Source organism: Bradyrhizobium sp. USDA3516 (assembly GCF_057651995.1).
Genome location: NZ_JBYGYN010000002.1, coordinates 478,352 through 492,900, shown reverse-complemented (window position 1 = coordinate 492,900; position 14,549 = coordinate 478,352). Strand labels below are relative to the sequence as shown.

At 65.6% G+C, this 14,549-nt stretch carries 13 protein-coding genes and 1 pseudogene; 10 read left to right on the top strand and 4 right to left on the bottom strand.

The window, feature by feature from the left end; all coding sequences use genetic code 11:
• Positions 1-77: 77 nt before the first annotated feature.
• The 3 genes from AC24YW_RS08180 to AC24YW_RS08170 all read right to left on the bottom strand — a co-directional run bounded on the left by AC24YW_RS08180 (position 78) and on the right by AC24YW_RS08170 (position 4,824).
• Positions 78-1,607 (bottom strand): D-alanyl-D-alanine carboxypeptidase family protein, encoded by a 1,530-nt coding sequence (locus AC24YW_RS08180; RefSeq protein WP_487482240.1) that lies wholly within the window; start codon positions 1,605-1,607, stop codon positions 78-80.
• 288 nt (positions 1,608-1,895) lie between these two features.
• Positions 1,896-3,692, bottom strand: a complete 1,797-nt coding sequence (locus tag AC24YW_RS08175) for a glucan ABC transporter ATP-binding protein/ permease (protein WP_487482239.1) — start codon at positions 3,690-3,692, stop codon at positions 1,896-1,898.
• A gap of 82 nt (positions 3,693-3,774) precedes the next feature.
• Positions 3,775-4,824 (bottom strand): ABC transporter substrate-binding protein, encoded by a 1,050-nt coding sequence (locus AC24YW_RS08170; RefSeq protein WP_487482238.1) that lies wholly within the window; start codon positions 4,822-4,824, stop codon positions 3,775-3,777.
• A 225-nt stretch (positions 4,825-5,049) separates the two neighbouring features.
• Here AC24YW_RS08170 and AC24YW_RS08165 point away from each other — a divergent pair, with 225 nt between their 5' ends.
• The 7 genes from AC24YW_RS08165 (at position 5,050) to AC24YW_RS08135 (ending at position 10,632) form a co-directional block, all read left to right on the top strand.
• Positions 5,050-5,412, top strand: a complete 363-nt coding sequence (locus AC24YW_RS08165) for a hypothetical protein (RefSeq protein ID WP_487482237.1) — start codon at positions 5,050-5,052, stop codon at positions 5,410-5,412.
• Between the two features lie 118 nt (positions 5,413-5,530).
• Positions 5,531-5,935 (top strand): phosphoribosyl-ATP diphosphatase, encoded by a 405-nt coding sequence (hisE, locus tag AC24YW_RS08160; RefSeq protein WP_487482236.1) that lies wholly within the window; start codon positions 5,531-5,533, stop codon positions 5,933-5,935.
• A gap of 46 nt (positions 5,936-5,981) precedes the next feature.
• Positions 5,982-6,584: a YqaA family protein gene (locus AC24YW_RS08155; RefSeq protein WP_487482235.1), complete on the top strand. Its 603-nt coding sequence runs from the start codon at positions 5,982-5,984 to the stop codon at positions 6,582-6,584.
• A 47-nt stretch (positions 6,585-6,631) separates the two neighbouring features.
• A complete protein-coding gene (locus AC24YW_RS08150; protein ID WP_487482234.1) occupies positions 6,632-7,171 on the top strand; it encodes a hypothetical protein in 540 nt (179 codons plus the stop codon).
• Between the two features lie 30 nt (positions 7,172-7,201).
• The gene (locus AC24YW_RS08145) at positions 7,202-8,602 is read left to right on the top strand and encodes an aspartate ammonia-lyase (RefSeq protein WP_275515164.1); all 1,401 of its coding nucleotides are present in this window, start codon (positions 7,202-7,204) and stop codon (positions 8,600-8,602) included.
• 265 nt (positions 8,603-8,867) lie between these two features.
• On the top strand, positions 8,868-9,836 hold the full coding sequence (locus tag AC24YW_RS08140; protein WP_487482233.1) for an NAD(P)H-dependent flavin oxidoreductase: 969 nt from the start codon (positions 8,868-8,870) through the stop codon (positions 9,834-9,836).
• A 22-nt stretch (positions 9,837-9,858) separates the two neighbouring features.
• Positions 9,859-10,632: a thioesterase family protein gene (locus tag AC24YW_RS08135; protein WP_487482232.1), complete on the top strand. Its 774-nt coding sequence runs from the start codon at positions 9,859-9,861 to the stop codon at positions 10,630-10,632.
• A 6-nt stretch (positions 10,633-10,638) separates the two neighbouring features.
• Here the strand turns inward: AC24YW_RS08135 and AC24YW_RS08130 are convergent.
• Positions 10,639-12,200, bottom strand: a pseudogene (locus AC24YW_RS08130) (AMP-binding protein).
• Positions 12,201-12,308: 108 nt separating this feature from the next.
• On the opposite strand from AC24YW_RS08130, the gene AC24YW_RS08125 reads away from it, so the two are divergent.
• The 3 genes from AC24YW_RS08125 to AC24YW_RS08115 all read left to right on the top strand — a co-directional run bounded on the left by AC24YW_RS08125 (position 12,309) and on the right by AC24YW_RS08115 (position 14,507).
• Positions 12,309-13,274 (top strand): NAD(P)H-dependent flavin oxidoreductase, encoded by a 966-nt coding sequence (locus AC24YW_RS08125; RefSeq protein ID WP_487482231.1) that lies wholly within the window; start codon positions 12,309-12,311, stop codon positions 13,272-13,274.
• A gap of 135 nt (positions 13,275-13,409) precedes the next feature.
• Entirely contained in the window at positions 13,410-13,658 is a 249-nt protein-coding gene (locus tag AC24YW_RS08120; RefSeq protein ID WP_487482230.1) for a hypothetical protein, read from the top strand.
• A 135-nt stretch (positions 13,659-13,793) separates the two neighbouring features.
• Positions 13,794-14,507, top strand: a complete 714-nt coding sequence (locus AC24YW_RS08115; protein WP_487482229.1) for a hypothetical protein — start codon at positions 13,794-13,796, stop codon at positions 14,505-14,507.
• Positions 14,508-14,549: the final 42 nt, after the last annotated feature.

Here is a 14,549-nt window from a genome sequence, read left to right as displayed (position 1 = left end):
GGCGTCGCTACTGGAATCGTCGCAATATGGCGCTGCCGCAGGTGCGAAGCGCGGGTGCGATCAGCTCCGAAGGGACGTCAGCTGTTGTTGGCCGGCTTGGCAGGGGGCTTGGCGGCCGCGGGCTTGGTCGCAGCGGGGGTGGTCGCCGCGGGGTTGGTCGCTGCCTTGGGCTTGGCAGGTTTGAGGGCCTGGTCGCCCGCTGCCGCCGGCCTTTCGGCAGGTTTCGCCGCGTCGGGCTTGGCTGCGGCATGCTTGGGTCCGGCCGGCTTAGCTGCGGCCGGTTTGGCTGCGGTCTTGCCGTCGCTCTTGCCATCAGCCTGCTTGGTGTCGGGCTTCGTGGCCGCTGTCTTAGCCTCCTTGGGCTTATCGGCTGGCTTGTCGGCAGCGTCCGGCTTGTTGGCGACGCGCGACTTCTTGCCACGCGGTTTGGACGCTGCCGTCTGCTGGTCGGCATCGGCCGCGACAGCTGCAATCAGCGCGGTGCCGGTGCGGGTCGGGCCGGTATAGACCAGCACAGGCTCCGCGGCCGCCGGCGCCGAGGCCATCAGCTCGGAGGCCTTCATCATGGGTGGCTGGAGGCCGGCGGTGAAGAAGGTGAACTGGGCTTCGCCGCCGGTGGCCGAGGCCGACCCGGACGTGGCGCCATTGGCCGCGATCAGGGCACCGTCGTCGTCGCTGGCCGGACGCTTGCGGTGAGGCCCGCACATCTCGTCGCGCAGGTTCGGCGGCGTGGCGTCGACCGGCACGAGATTGTCGACGGTGCCGAGCGAGGGGCGCAGCCAAGTGAGATTGTCCTGAGCGAAGCCGCGCTCCAGCAGCTGCGCTGCCTTGACCGCGCGCGCGGTGCCGGAGTTCGCACCGAGCACCACCGCGATCAGCCGGCGCCCGTTGCGCGTGGCCGAGGCGACGAGGTTGTAGCCGGAGGCGCAGATGAAGCCGGTCTTGAACCCGTCGGCGCCGGGATAGCGGCCGATCAGCTTGTTGAAATTGCCGGTGACGCGCTTGCCGAAGCGGATCGCCGGGATGTGCACGAAGTACTCGTATTCCGGCAGGTCGCGCAGGAACGAGCGCGCCAAGATGCCGAGGTCGCGCGCCGAGGTGATCTGGCCTTCGGCGGGCAGGCCGTTCGGATTGACATAGCTCGTCTGCGTCATGCCGAGCTTCCTCGCGGTGTCGTTCATCACGGCGGAGAAGCCGTCGACCGAGCCGCCGACGCCTTCGGCGAGCACCACGGCCATGTCGTTCGCCGACTTGACCATCATCATCTTCAGCGCGTTGTCGACGGTGACCTGGGTTCCCGGGCGGAACCCCATCTTCGAGGGCGATTGAGAGGCAGCGGTCGGCGACACCGTGAGCAGCGTGTCGAGCGTCAGCCTGCCGTCCTTGACCGCCTTCAGTGTCACATAGGCGGTCATGATCTTGGTGACGGAAGCCGGGTACCAGGGAATGGTCGCGTTTTCGGCCTGCAACACCTTGCCGCTGTCGGCCTCGATCAGCAGGAGCGCTTCGGCACGCGCCGTGCTCGGCGCAAGCAACGCGGCACAGGCGAGCATCGCAGCGAACAGGTTGAACAGGGATTTGCGAAGCAGCGGGCGAAGGGCGTGCACTATCCGATTCCGGTCCTTGGAGATCCGGCGATACGGCCGGTTCTCGTGATCTGATTGTCGGTTCTGAAATCCAGCGCCGCCGCTTGCGGCGTCGCAAACCTATACCGGCTGGTGCGTCGAGAATAGGGGATCGGCGCGGTATTCCGCAACGAAGTAGGCCGAATTTCGACGGTCCTCTCGGGACTTGCCAGAGCATGATCCGGAAAAGTGTGCAGCGGTTTTCCGAAAAGATCATGCTCAAACAATAACCTAAAGCGCGATGACGATTCATTCCAATCGCATCGCGCTTTAGGGGGATTTGGCAGCTGTCGCGGCAGCCTCGGCGGCCGTCACGCTGGCCCGTGCGTTCTCCTGCACCATGAACTGGGCCTTGGCCATCTCGGCAAAATGGCCGCCTTTGGCCACGAGTTCATCGAAAGTTCCGGTTTCGATCACCCGTCCATTCTCGAACACCAGGATCCGCGTGGCGTTGCGGATGGTGGAGAGGCGATGGGCGATCACGAAGGTGGTGCGGCCCTTCATCACTTCATCGAGAGCGGCGTTCACCTTGACCTCGGTGACGGCGTCCAGCGCGGAGGTCGCCTCGTCCAGAATCAGGATCGGCGGGTCCTTCAGCAGGGCGCGGGCGATCGAGAGCCGCTGCCGTTCGCCGCCGGAGAGCATGCGGCCGCGCTCGCCGGCATTGGTCTCGAAGCCGCCGCTGCGCTCGATGAATTCGAGCGCCTGCGCGCGCTCCGCCGCCTTGCGCATCTCGGCCTCAGTCGCATCCGGCTTGCCGACGCGCAAGTTCTCCGCGATCGAGCGGTTGAACAGCAGCGCTTCCTGGAACACGACGCCGATGTTCCGCCGCAGTGAGGTCAGCGTGACGCCGCGCACGTCCATGCCGTCGATCTTGATGACGCCGGATTGCGGATCGAAGGCGCGGTGCAGGAGTGCAATCGCGGTGGACTTGCCGGCCCCGGTCGGGCCGACCAGCGCAATGGTCTGGCCCGGCAGCGCGGTGAAGGTGAGGTCCTCGATCGCCGGACGCTTGCCGTCATAGGAGAACGTGACGTCGTTGAACTCGACGAGGCCCGACAGCCTGCCGGCATCGATAGCGTCGGGCCGGTCGTGCACCGCTGGCACGGCGTCGAGCACATTGAAGAACTCGCGCAGCCGCGGAGCTTCCATGAACACGTTGTTGATGAAGCTGACAACCTGCTCGAGCTTCTGGATCAGCAGCGTCGCGAAGCTCACGAACATCACGATCTCGCCGACCGAGGTCAGGCCCTGGTCGTGCAGCGCGATGCCGAGGGTGAAGATCGCGAGCACCGTGATGGTGGTGGAGGCGCGCGTGATCACCGTGACCAACGCCCACCACGACAGCACCGGCATCTGCGCGGCCAGCAACTCGTCGGCGACCGAGCGCAGCCCTTTCACCTCGGATTCGACGCGCACGAAGCTCTGCACCAGCGCGACGTTGCCGAGCGCGTCCGAAGCTCGCGCGGAGAGCTCGCTGTAGTGCTCCTCGACCGCCATCTGCATGCCGAAGGTCCTGCGCACCACGAAGGTGGTCAGGCCTGTGAAGACGATGCAGAGCACGAACAAGAGGATCGCCAGCCGCCAGTTCAGGTAGAGCGACAACGGCAGCAGTACCAGGACCGAAAGGATCGCGGCAAAATGCTCGCGGAAAAAGCCGAGCCACAGCCGCCACAGCGCGTCCGTGCCGTTGAGCATGACCTTCATCAGCCGGCCGGAATGGGTGCCGGAGTGGAAGGTCAAGGGCAGCTGCAGGATGTGCTCGAAATAGTCGGTCAGCACCGCCTGGCGCTGGCGATGCGAGAGCCGGTCGGCCTGCAAGGCCACCAGCGCGCTGCAGACGATGGTGAACAGTCCGAACGCGACCCAGGCGACAAGGAACGGCCAGGCCGAGTTCGAGCCGGCCACGGTCTTGCCCGAGAGCACGTCGACGATCCGGCCGAACAGCACGGGCTCGGCGAACTGCGATCCCGCCAGCAGGAGGTTGGCGACCGCGAGCAGCCAGCCCAGCCGCGCCTCCTTGCCGAGCAGCTCGAGAACGCGGGTGTAGAGACGGAGGATGGACATGCGGGCGGGGGACTCGGTGACGACGGAGCCGACATTCTAAGCAGGGACCGCCGCGAGATACAGCGCAAGCTTTCAGTTTTGCTCAGTTGATCAGCCGCTCCGCCAGCGGCGGCAGGAACTGGTCGTCGAAGACGTCGCGTGCCGTCGGCCGTTTGCGGAATTTGAAGTCCCGCGCGATCTGATCGATCGAACGTTCCAGGCGCGCCGGCTCGACGCCGCCGAGGCCGTTGCGCTTGACCTCGTCGGTCAGGATATTGTCGGCAAGGACCGCGTGCAGGCGCTTCAGCTCCAAATTGCGGTCGCCGTCCTCGATGCGGCTCGCGGCCTCCTCCGCCGCACGCGTCGGCTCCCTGGCCGCCGCGGTGATGCCCGCGATCAAGGCGCGGACGAAGCCTTTCAGGGCATCCGGCTTCGCTGTGGCGAAGGCGGTGTTGGCGACCACGGCAAAGCCGTAGGACTCACAGCCGTAGTCCGCATAGCGCAGCACGACGAGATCGGCTTCGGGCACGCCGCGATCGCGCAGATTCACCGCCGAGAGATAGCTGAAGCCGGCGACGGCATCGACCTGTCCTGCGGACAGGATCGGCTCGCGCACCGCGGCACTGATCTTGTGGAATTTCACGTGCGATGCGTTGATGCCGTTCTGCTGCGCCAGCGCGGGCCACAGCCGCATCGACAGATCGCCGTCGGCAACGCCGACGGTCTTGCCGTCGAGGTCGGGCAGGAGACGGATGCCGCGGCTTTTGCGCGCGATGATCGCGTAAGGCGCGCGGTCGAACAGCACGAACACCGCCTTGACTGGCGCCGCGTCGTCCTTGTCACGAAAGCGTATCAGCTCGTTGATGTCGACGAGCGCGAGCTCGCTGTCGCCTTTGGCGAGCCGTGCGAGCGCCGCCTGCGATCCGCTCGCGCTGTTGAAGGACACGTTGAGATGCTCGGCGCCGAACCTGCCGTCCTTCGCCGCAAGGAAGAACGGCGCCATGCTTGCATCGATGGGACGATCGAAGGTGAAGTGGATGGCGGTCGAGGGCGTGCCGCTCCCGGCCGCAATGGCCTCGCGCACGGTCGGTACGGCGAACGAGATTGCAAGGGCCAACAGGCACTGAAGGGCGATCGTCCTGAATCCCGACATCGGTCGCGCCGGCCTCGCATTGTTATGGTTTCGTGACGCTTGCAGCGCCGGCCCGCGATGAGCGTGCGCGCGCCAACATGAACGGCGGATGAGCGGGCTTGCGGCATCGTTACGCAACCCCGTTCAGCTTGTGTTGGGGTTGGGGAACCTACTTACGTGGCGAGTGTTTGACAGACATCAGCCTGTCGTCAGGCACAATCCGAGGTCCCAAGGAGGGTCCAGATCATGTTTGACAGCTTCTCGAAGTTCGTCGGCCGCAAGGCCGTTCTGGCCACGGCCGCCGTGGTGGCCCTGACTGCCGCTGCACCCAGCGCCTCTTACGCGGGCGGGCGTCATTGGCATGGCGGTGGCGGTGGCGGTGCCGCCGCTGCAGCGATGTTCGGCCTGGCCGCGACGGGCCTTGCGATCGCAGCCAGCCGCAATGCCTACGCCTATGATCCGGGTCCGGTTTACTATTACGAGGGCGGCCCGGCCTATTACAGCGGCCCCGGCTATGGTTCCTATTATTACGACTCGGGCAACCGCTACACCTATGGCGGCTACAAGAACCCCTGCGCCCACGGCTATTCCGGTTACAGCTGCTATTGACCGATTGGCCATACGTCATCGGCGAACAGGCCGTCGCGCTTGCCGCGGCGGCTTGTTTTTTGCTTATATTGCCGCGTGTTAACACGCCGGCCATTTGTTTCGAGTAGTTTTGAGTACCATGAGTGATTCGCTTGAGCGGCTATATCTGGCTGTGCTCGCGGCCAAAGACCTTGATCCGGCAACATCGCGCACGGCCCGGCTGTTTCAGCGTGGGCCCTCAAAAATGGCAAAGAAACTGGCCGAAGAAGCCATCGAGGTCGTCATCGATGCGGTCAATGGCGATAGCGAGGCCGTGATCCGGGAAAGCGCCGACCTGCTCTACAATCTCACCGTGCTGTGGGCTTCGGCCGGAGTACGCCCCGAGGACGTCTGGCGGGAAATGACGCGGCGGGAGGACATGCTCGGTATTGCCGAGAAACTGCCGAAGACGCCGGCGAAATTGCCCAAAGTCGCGTCACCGCGCATGGCCTCGCGGCGGCCTATTGTCGCGCTTGACGGCCGCGCCGCGCGCAAGCGCCACTAGAAACGTCACAAATCGCTCAAAAACTGGCGATGGACAAATTCGTCCCATGGTGCTTCATCGCGGCGCCATGCTGAAACGTATCTACGACTGGTGCATCGACGCCGCCCACAAGCCCTACGCGCTCTGGATCATGGGCATCGTCTCCTTCGCCGAAAGCTCCTTCTTTCCGGTCCCGCCGGATGTGATGCTGATTCCGATGTCGCTGGCGCGTCCGCAGCGCGCCTGGCTCTACGCCGCGGTCTGCACCGTGACCTCGGTCCTCGGCGGCGTCGTCGGCTACGCCATCGGCGCGCTGCTGTTCGACTCGGTCGGCCAGTGGCTGATCCAGGTCTACGGCCTCGCCGACAAGGTCGATGCCTTCCGCGCCTCCTATGCGGAATGGGGTGCCGTCATCATCCTGCTCAAGGGACTGACGCCGATCCCCTACAAGCTCGTCACCATCACCTCGGGCTTTGCCGGCTACAACATCATCCTGTTCATCCTGTGCTCGATCGTCGCGCGCGGCGGACGCTTCTTCGTCGTCGCGATCCTGCTCAACCGCTATGGCGACTGGATCCGGGTCAGGATCGAGCGGCATCTCGGATTGTGGGTCGCGCTCGGCGCGATCGTGCTGGTGCTCGGCTTCGTCATCGCCATCAAGCTGATCTAGAGCCGCGGCGCTTTGCCGCCGCGCCGGCTTCGGCTACGGTTGTCGTCATGATGGTTCGATCCGGTAATCCGGCGGCACGGCATGGGACGCTGATGTCGGCAGCACTGCTGCTGCTGCTCGCTGCCGGAGGGACGGCCCGGCCGCAATCCGCCCCGCCGGCGCTCGGCCTTCAGCAGCAGGGGGCGCAGGCCGGCCCGTCGCCATCGACGCCCGCTCCCTCGGCGCCGCCGGCGCGCGAGGAAAATCCCGGGCTGATCAACGAAATGGGCAAGCTGTTCGACAAGCTGCCTTCGATCCTGCCGCCGATCAAAAGCCCCAGTGAAACCATGGACGACCTGTCGCGGCTGGCCAAGCCCTCGACCATGGTGTCAGGGCGCGTGATCTGCCCGGTCTCTGCGAACGGCGCGCCCGACTGCAAGCAGGCGGCCGACCAGCTCTGCCAGGGCAAGGGCTACAAGGAGGGCAAGAGCCTGAGCGCCGACTCCGCGGAAAAATGCTCGGCCAAGGTCCTGATCCCGGGCCGGCAACGTAAGCCGGACGACTGCCGCACCGACACTTTCGTGACCAGCGCGCTGTGCCAGAACTGAAGGCCGGCGCGCGAGAACCAAGGAGCGCCCATGAGCCGCACGGAGCAGGACTTCCTCGGACAGCGTGAAATCGCCGACGACATCTATTACGGCGTCCAGACGATCCGGGGGAAGGAGAACTTCCACATCACCGGCATTCCGATGAACCAGGAGCCTTACTTCGTGAAGGCGCTTGGTTACGTCAAGAAGGCCGCCGCGATGGCCAATCGCGACCTCGGCGCGATCGATGCCAAGGTCGCGGACGCCATCATCCTGGGCTGCGACCGCGTCATCGCGGGCGACATGATGGATCAGTTCGTCACCGATTTCATCCAGGGCGGCGCCGGCACGTCGACCAACATGAACGCCAACGAGGTGATCGCAAACCTCGCGCTGGAATCGCTCGGCTTTGCCAAGGGTGACTACCAGCACGTCAGTCCGAACGATCATGTCAATTACGGCCAGTCCACCAACGACACCTACCCGACGGCCTTTCGGCTCGCCCTGATCCTGCGGCTCGAGAGCTACATGACGGCGCTACGCCAGCTCCAGGAAGCCTTCTTCGCCAAGGGGCGCGAGTTCGACCGGGTGCTGAAGATGGGCCGCACGCATCTGCAGGACGCGGTGCCGATGTCGCTCGGCGCCGAATTCCGGGGCTGGGGCACCACGATCGGCGAGGAGGTCGACCGCATCTCGGAAGCGCGCGCGCTGCTGCGCGAGATCAATCTCGGCGCCACCGCGATCGGCACCTCCGTCACGGCGGCGGTCGGTTATCCCAAGCTCGCCGTCCGGCACCTCAGCGCGCTCACCGGCGTCGATTTCATCCTCGCCGGCGATCTCGTCGAGGCGACCTCCGACACCGGCGCCTATGTGCAGCTCTCCGGCGTGCTGAAGCGCACGGCCAGCAAGCTGACGAAAATCTGCAACGACATCCGCCTGCTTGCCTCCGGTCCGCGCGCCGGCTTCAACGAGATCAACCTGCCGCAGCTTCAGCCGGGCTCCTCGATCATGCCCGGCAAGGTCAATCCGGTCATTCCCGAAGTCGTGAACCAGACCAGCTTCCTCGTCATCGGCCTCGATACCACGGTGACGCTGGCGGCAAGCGCCGGCCAGCTCCAGCTCAACGTGATGGAGCCGGTTATCTCGTTCGCGCTGTTCTTCTCGATCCGCACCATGGAGCGCGCGGTCAACAGCCTGCGCGAGAATTGCGTCGTCGGCATCACCGCCAACGAGGAGCACACTCGCAACATGGTGCTGAACTCGCTCGGCATCGTCACGGTGCTGAAGCCGCTGCTCGGCTACAAGCAATGCGCCGAGATCGCGCGCGAAGGCTACAAGAGCGGCAAGTCGCTGCACCAGATCGTCGTGGTCGAGCGCAAGCTGCTGACGCAGGAGAAGTGGGACGAGATGTTCTCGTTCGAGCGGCTGATCAATCCGGATTTGATCGGGTAGGGGCAGTCATCCGCCGCTCTCGCCTCGTCATTGCGAGGAGCTCTGCGACGAAGCAATCCAGACCATCTCCGCGGATACATTTCTGGATTGCTTCGCTTCGCTCGCAATGACGGGCGGATAGACCTGGGAGCGCGAATTCCGCTGCTTGGAATTGCGGCAGCCGCTCCGCTGCGGCGCCAAAACGCAATACTTGACAGTGGAAAGATTGCCTTGTTGGTATGACGGCCAACCTTCGATTTGACCGCCAACAAAGGATCGTTTCGCAATGTCCATGCCTGCCTTGTTCAAGGGGCGTCTGTCGATCCCCGTGATCGGCTCGCCGCTCTTCATCATCTCGGTGCCCGATCTCGTGATCGCGCAGTGCAAGGCAGGTGTGGTCGGCTCGTTTCCGGCGCTGAATGCGCGGCCGCCGGAGCTGCTGGACGAATGGCTGGCGCGGATCACCGAAGAGCTCGCGGCCTATGACCGCGCCCATCCCGACAGGCCGTCGGCGCCGTTTGCGGTGAACCAGATCGTGCACAAGTCGAACAACCGGCTCGACCACGACATGCAGCTCTGCGCCAAGTACAAGGTGCCGATGATCATCTCCTCGCTTGGCGCCCGCGAGGAGCTGAACCAGGCCGTGCACGGCTGGGGTGGCATCGTCTTCCACGACGTGATCAACCAGAAATTCGCGCACAAGGCGATCGAGAAGGGCGCCGACGGCCTGATCCTGGTCGCGGCCGGCGCCGGCGGCCACGCCGGCACCATCTCGCCGCTGGCCTTCGTGGCCGAGACGCGAAAATGGTTCGACGGTCCAATCGCGCTGTCGGGTGCGATCGGCAACGGCAAGGCGATCCGCGCCGCGCGCATCCTGGGGGCCGACTTCGCCTATATCGGTTCGGCCTTCATCGCGACCAAGGAGGCCAATGCGGTCGAGAAGTACAAGGAGATGATCGCGGGCTCCAGCGCCGACGACATCGTCTATTCCAACCTCTTCACCGGCGTGCACGGCAATTATCTGAAGCCCTCGATCCTGGCCGCGGGCATGGACCCCGACAATCTGCCGACGTCCGATCCCTCCAAGATGAACTTCGGCACCGACGCCTCCGGCGAGCGCGCCAAGCCGAAGGCCTGGAAGGAGATCTGGGGAAGCGGCCAGGGCATCGGCAGCATCGACAAGGTCGTGCCGGCGGCCGAGCTGATCGCGCGCTTCAAGAAGGAATACGACGAAGCAGTCGATCCGCCGTTGTGATCGCTCTTAAATCGAGTGCAGCATGACCGCCATCTACCGTGTCGACGGCAACAACGTCGTCACCAGCCCCGATGCGGCCGGCCCCTGGGACCGGCGCATGCAGCATGGCTCGGCACCGGCGTCGCTGGTGACGTGGGCGGCTGAGCGCATCCCGACGCCAGCGCCGATGGATGTCGCGCGCGTGACCATCGACCTGATGCGCCCGGTGCCGGTGGCACCGCTCACGATCGCGACCGAGGTCTTGCGCGAGGGCCGCAAGATCCAGCTCTGCGGGATCAAGCTGCTCGCCGACGGCGTGCAGGTGGTCGGCGCCACCGTGCTCAAGATCAGGCGCCAGGCCCTGACGCTGCCGGACGCGGTCGGGGAGCTGCCGGTCACGTTGCCCTCGCCGGAGGATTCATTGGTCGAGGACGGTCATGCCGCCACCAGCCCGTTCGTGCGATCGGTGTCGATGCGCGCCGCGCGCGGCCGCTTCGGCCAGGCCGGCGCCGGCGCGATCTGGTTTCGCGTCGACCATCCGCTGATCGAAGGCGAGGCGGTCTCGCAGGCGATGCGCGCCGTGGTCGCCGCCGACTTCTCCAACGGCACCGCCTCGACGCTCGACTTCCGCGCCTGGACCTACATCAACGCCGACCTCACCGTGAGCTTTGCGCGCCAGCCGGTCGGCGAGTGGATTTTGCTCGACGGCGATTCCTGGATCGGCCCCGACGGCACGGGCCTTGCGATGTCACGCCTCGCCGACCGCCAGGGCTATTTCGGCCGCGCGGTGCAGAGCTTGGTGATCGAGAAGCGGTGAGGAACCTCACCCCACCATCCGGTCCCGCCCGCTCCAGAAGCCCGCGCGCAGCACCTTCTTGTCGACCTTGCCGACGCCGGTCATCGGCAGTTGCTTGACGAATTGGATCTGCTTGGGCGCGTGCGCCGAGCCCTTCCGCGTCTTCACCAGGTTGATCAGCTCGTCCGGATCGGGCTTCGTCCCTTCGCGCGGGACGACGATGGCGGTGACGGCTTCGCCCCATTTCTCGTCGGGGATGCCGACGACCGCGACCATGGCGACGTCGGCATGTTGCGACAGCACGTCCTCGACCTCGCGAGGGAAGATGTTGAAGCCGCCGGTGACGATCATGTCCTTCTTGCGGTCGAGGATGAACATGTAGCCGCGCTCGTCCTGACGCGCGATGTCGCCGGTGTGGACCCAGCCGTTCTTCAGCGTCTCGGCGGTGATGTCTGGCCGTTTCCAGTACTCCGCCATCACATGCGGCGCGCGCACGCAGATCTCGCCGGCCTCGCCCGTCTTCACCTCCTGATCGTTGTCGTCGAGGATCTTGACCTCGCAGGCCGCGATCGGGAAGCCGCAGGACAGGAACAGTTCCGGCCGCTTGGGATCGTGGTCGGCCTTGCGCAGCACCGAGACGGGATAGCATTCGGTCTGTCCGTAGAGCTGCGAGAACACAGGGCCGATGCGTTCGATGCCCTCCAGCAGCCGGCTCGGCGACATCGCGGAGGCGCCATAGAGCACGAGCTCGAGCGAGGAGAGGTCGGTCTTGCCGAGCATGGGCTGATCGAGCAGCACATAGATCATGGTCGGTACGAACAGCGTGAAGTTGATGCGCTCGCGCGCGATCGTTGACAGCACGGCTTCGGGATCGAAGCCTTTCAGCATGTGCACGGTGCCGCCGCGCATCAAGGTCGGCAGCACCTTCGTGCCCGCGACATGGCTGATCGGCGCGACCGTGAGGTAGCGCGCAGCCTCGGGGATCTCGAAGTCGGCGAGGATCGCGCCGGCGGCGCCGGCATTCTCGCGGTGATAGCGCAGTGCGCCCTTGGATTTTCCGGTGGTGCCGCCGGTGTAGTTCAGTGTGGCGAGATCGTCGGAGCCGGCGAGGCACTGTGCGCTGGCGTGCCCCGCACTCTCGACCGCGGCCAGCAGATCGACGCCGTAGCCGGCCGGTCCCATGGTGAAGACCGCTTGAGCCGGCCGGCCTTCGCGGCGAGCTCGCCGCCGCGGTCGCGGAAGGCGGCCGCATCCACCACCAGCAACTCGGCCTCGGAATCCTCGAGCTGAAACAGCTGGTCCTCCAGCGATCCCAGAGGATGCAGCCAGGTGATGCAGAGCCGGGCCAATTGGGCGGCGACGCCGGCGCACCAGCTGTTGGCGCGGTTCGCGGTGAGGAAGGCGACGCGGGCGCCGGGCTGCAAGCCGAGCCGCATGAACACGTCCTGGATGCGGCCGATCAGGTCGATGGCGCCGCGATAGCTCAGCGATCCCCCGGGCCAGGCGAAAGCGATGCGATCGGGATAGCGCGACAGCGCCCGTAGCGTCTGCGCACAAGCCGGCGATGATGCGTGGAGCGGATCAGGCATATGTTTCCTCGTTGCTTTGTCACCGGCTTGTGGCGTGCCAATGTTGCTGACGACGCTAGCACAGAGGCCGCGGGAGGAAACCACAAAGCCCGCGCGAGGGAGGCATGCATGCCATCGGATCGACTGCAACGCTTCCGCGATCGACTCGCCCTGCCGCTGATCGCGGCGCCGATGTTTCTGGTATCGGGCGTCGAGCTCATGGTCGCAGCCTGCGGCAACGGGGTGATCGGCAGCTTCCCCACCGCGAATTGCCGTGGTGCGGAACAGCTTGATGAATGGCTGACCCAGATCGAGTCGCGCTTGCGACGGCACGAAGATCAGGCCGGCCGCAGGGCCGCGCCGCTTTGTCCGAACCTGATCGTGCACCGCTCCAACGCGCGGCTGGAGCAGGATCTCGCCGTGCTGCTGCGGCACAAGCCGGAGATCGTCATCACGTCGGTCGGCTCGCCGACGCCAGTCTTGAAGCCGCTGCACGACGCCGGTGCGCTGGTGCTGGCGGACGTCGCCTCGATCCGCCATGCCGAACGCGCCGCGGAGGCGGGGGCGGACGGGCTGGTCCTGCTCACCGCCGGTGCCGGCGGCCAGACCGGCTGGCTCAACCCGTTCGCCTTCGTCCGCGCGGTCCGTGCATTCTACGACGGCATCATCGTGCTCGCGGGCGGCATCAGCGACGGCCGCGCGCTGCATGCCGCCGAAGTGCTCGGCTGCGATCTCGCCTATATGGGCACGAAGTTCATCGCGACGCGTGAGAGCATAGCGGACGAGCGTCACAAGCAGATGCTGGTCGAGAGCAGCGCCGACGACATCTTGCTCACCACCGCGTTCACGGGCTTGCAGACCAGCATGCTGAGGCCGTCGATCGCGGCCGCCGGGCTCGATCCCGACGATCTGCCAACGCGCGGCGCAATCGATATCGCCAGCGATATCGACGTCGCCGCCCGCGAAAGCCGCCCCAAGCGCTGGCGCGACATCTGGAGCGCCGGCCACTCGGTATCGGGGGTGACCGACGTGCTCGCGGTCGAGGATCTCGTTGCGCAGACCATCGCGGAATATCGCGAGGCGGGCGGGCGGTAGCGTCGTCGCCTCTCCACAGTGCATCGGGCACGGTTAATCCCGTATGCCTCCGGCCCACCACACTTAACGGCAGATTAACCATCGCCAGCCAAGAATCCCCCTCATGGCCGCCAATCAGGACGAGAGGGACAGGCGATGGACTTCAATTATCTCAACGGCAAAACGGCTGCGACCATGGACGAGATCCGCGTCCGCGTCGCCCATGCGCTGGCCCGCCACCCGCTGTGCCGCAACGTCCGTTTCGACGTCGTCAGCGTCCCCCGGACCCGCCGCGGCGGCAATTGGACGGTGACGCTGCAATCGGTCGAGCCGCGCGCGGTCTGGGAAGCCTCGGAGATCGTCGCCGACATCCAGGATGCCTATGACCTGGCGGCAGCGGCCTGATTTCCTTGACAATTTTCGGGTGTGTCGCCGTTGGCACATTGATTGTCGCAGCGAAGGCACACTCAAGCCATAATTCGTGCCCTTTTTCCCGGCAACGTTAACAAAGTCGTGAAGCGGTCGCTCCCGGAGAGACGTTTGTCCAAAGCCATCACCATCGTCGCGTTGACCTGTTTCCTCGTCCTCGGCGCCGCCACCACCGCCATCCTCGGCCGCGACAGCGTTCCCAGCGTCAGCGCCGAAATGATCGCCGAGACGCCCCCCGCCAAGCCGCTCGCCACCAACCGCGCCACCAAGGCCGACCGTCTGGTTCCGACGCTCGCGCTGGCCTCGGCCGCATTCGAGCCGGTCCAGGTCGCCGCCGACAAGCTGGCGCAGGCACCGGTCCTGGCCGAGCCGCTGCGTCAGGCCTTCGCCGCCGCCACGCCATCCGATTTCCCGATGCCGAAGCCGAGCGCGCACGAGGCGCCCGCCGCGACCGAGGTTCCGGCCATCGAGGTTCCGGCCAAGCCGAAAGTCGTCGCCAAGCCGCAGCCGCAAAAATCCTATTCGCTGCTGTCCGACGGGCAGATCGCGGGCATCAGGGATCGCCTGAAACTCTCCTCGTCCCAGGAATATTACTGGCCTTCGGTCGAGACCGCGCTGCGCAACGTCGCCCGCAAGATCCAGGCGAACAAGCTCTCGAATCCGAATGCGCCGCCCAGCGCGCAGATCGATCCGAATTGCGACGAGGTGCAGCAGCTGAAGTCGGCCGCGATGCCGCTGTTGTTCCAGCTTCGCGACGACCAGAAGGAAGAAGTGCGCAAGCTCGCCCGTCTCATCGGGCTCGAGAAGGTCGCGCAGCAGATCTGACGCACGCGGTTCCTCGTCGAGGAGCTGCGGCTTATCAGGAAC

Excerpts from the sequence above, each read along its gene's own strand:
- AC24YW_RS08135 (WP_487482232.1), top strand. The coding sequence starts at position 9,859 with ATGACCGCCATCTACCGTGTCGACGGCAACAACGTCGTCACCAGCCCC.
- AC24YW_RS08155 (WP_487482235.1), top strand. The coding sequence starts at position 5,982 with ATGGTGCTTCATCGCGGCGCCATGCTGAAACGTATCTACGACTGGTGC.
- AC24YW_RS08165 (WP_487482237.1), top strand. The coding sequence starts at position 5,050 with ATGTTTGACAGCTTCTCGAAGTTCGTCGGCCGCAAGGCCGTTCTGGCC.
- AC24YW_RS08125 (WP_487482231.1), top strand. The coding sequence starts at position 12,309 with ATGCCATCGGATCGACTGCAACGCTTCCGCGATCGACTCGCCCTGCCG.
- hisE (WP_487482236.1), top strand. The coding sequence starts at position 5,531 with ATGAGTGATTCGCTTGAGCGGCTATATCTGGCTGTGCTCGCGGCCAAA.
- AC24YW_RS08175 (WP_487482239.1), bottom strand. The coding sequence starts at position 3,692 with ATGTCCATCCTCCGTCTCTACACCCGCGTTCTCGAGCTGCTCGGCAAG.
- AC24YW_RS08145 (WP_275515164.1), top strand. The coding sequence starts at position 7,202 with ATGAGCCGCACGGAGCAGGACTTCCTCGGACAGCGTGAAATCGCCGAC.
- AC24YW_RS08120 (WP_487482230.1), top strand. The coding sequence starts at position 13,410 with ATGGACTTCAATTATCTCAACGGCAAAACGGCTGCGACCATGGACGAG.
- AC24YW_RS08170 (WP_487482238.1), bottom strand. The coding sequence starts at position 4,824 with ATGTCGGGATTCAGGACGATCGCCCTTCAGTGCCTGTTGGCCCTTGCA.
- AC24YW_RS08150 (WP_487482234.1), top strand. The coding sequence starts at position 6,632 with ATGATGGTTCGATCCGGTAATCCGGCGGCACGGCATGGGACGCTGATG.
- AC24YW_RS08140 (WP_487482233.1), top strand. The coding sequence starts at position 8,868 with ATGTCCATGCCTGCCTTGTTCAAGGGGCGTCTGTCGATCCCCGTGATC.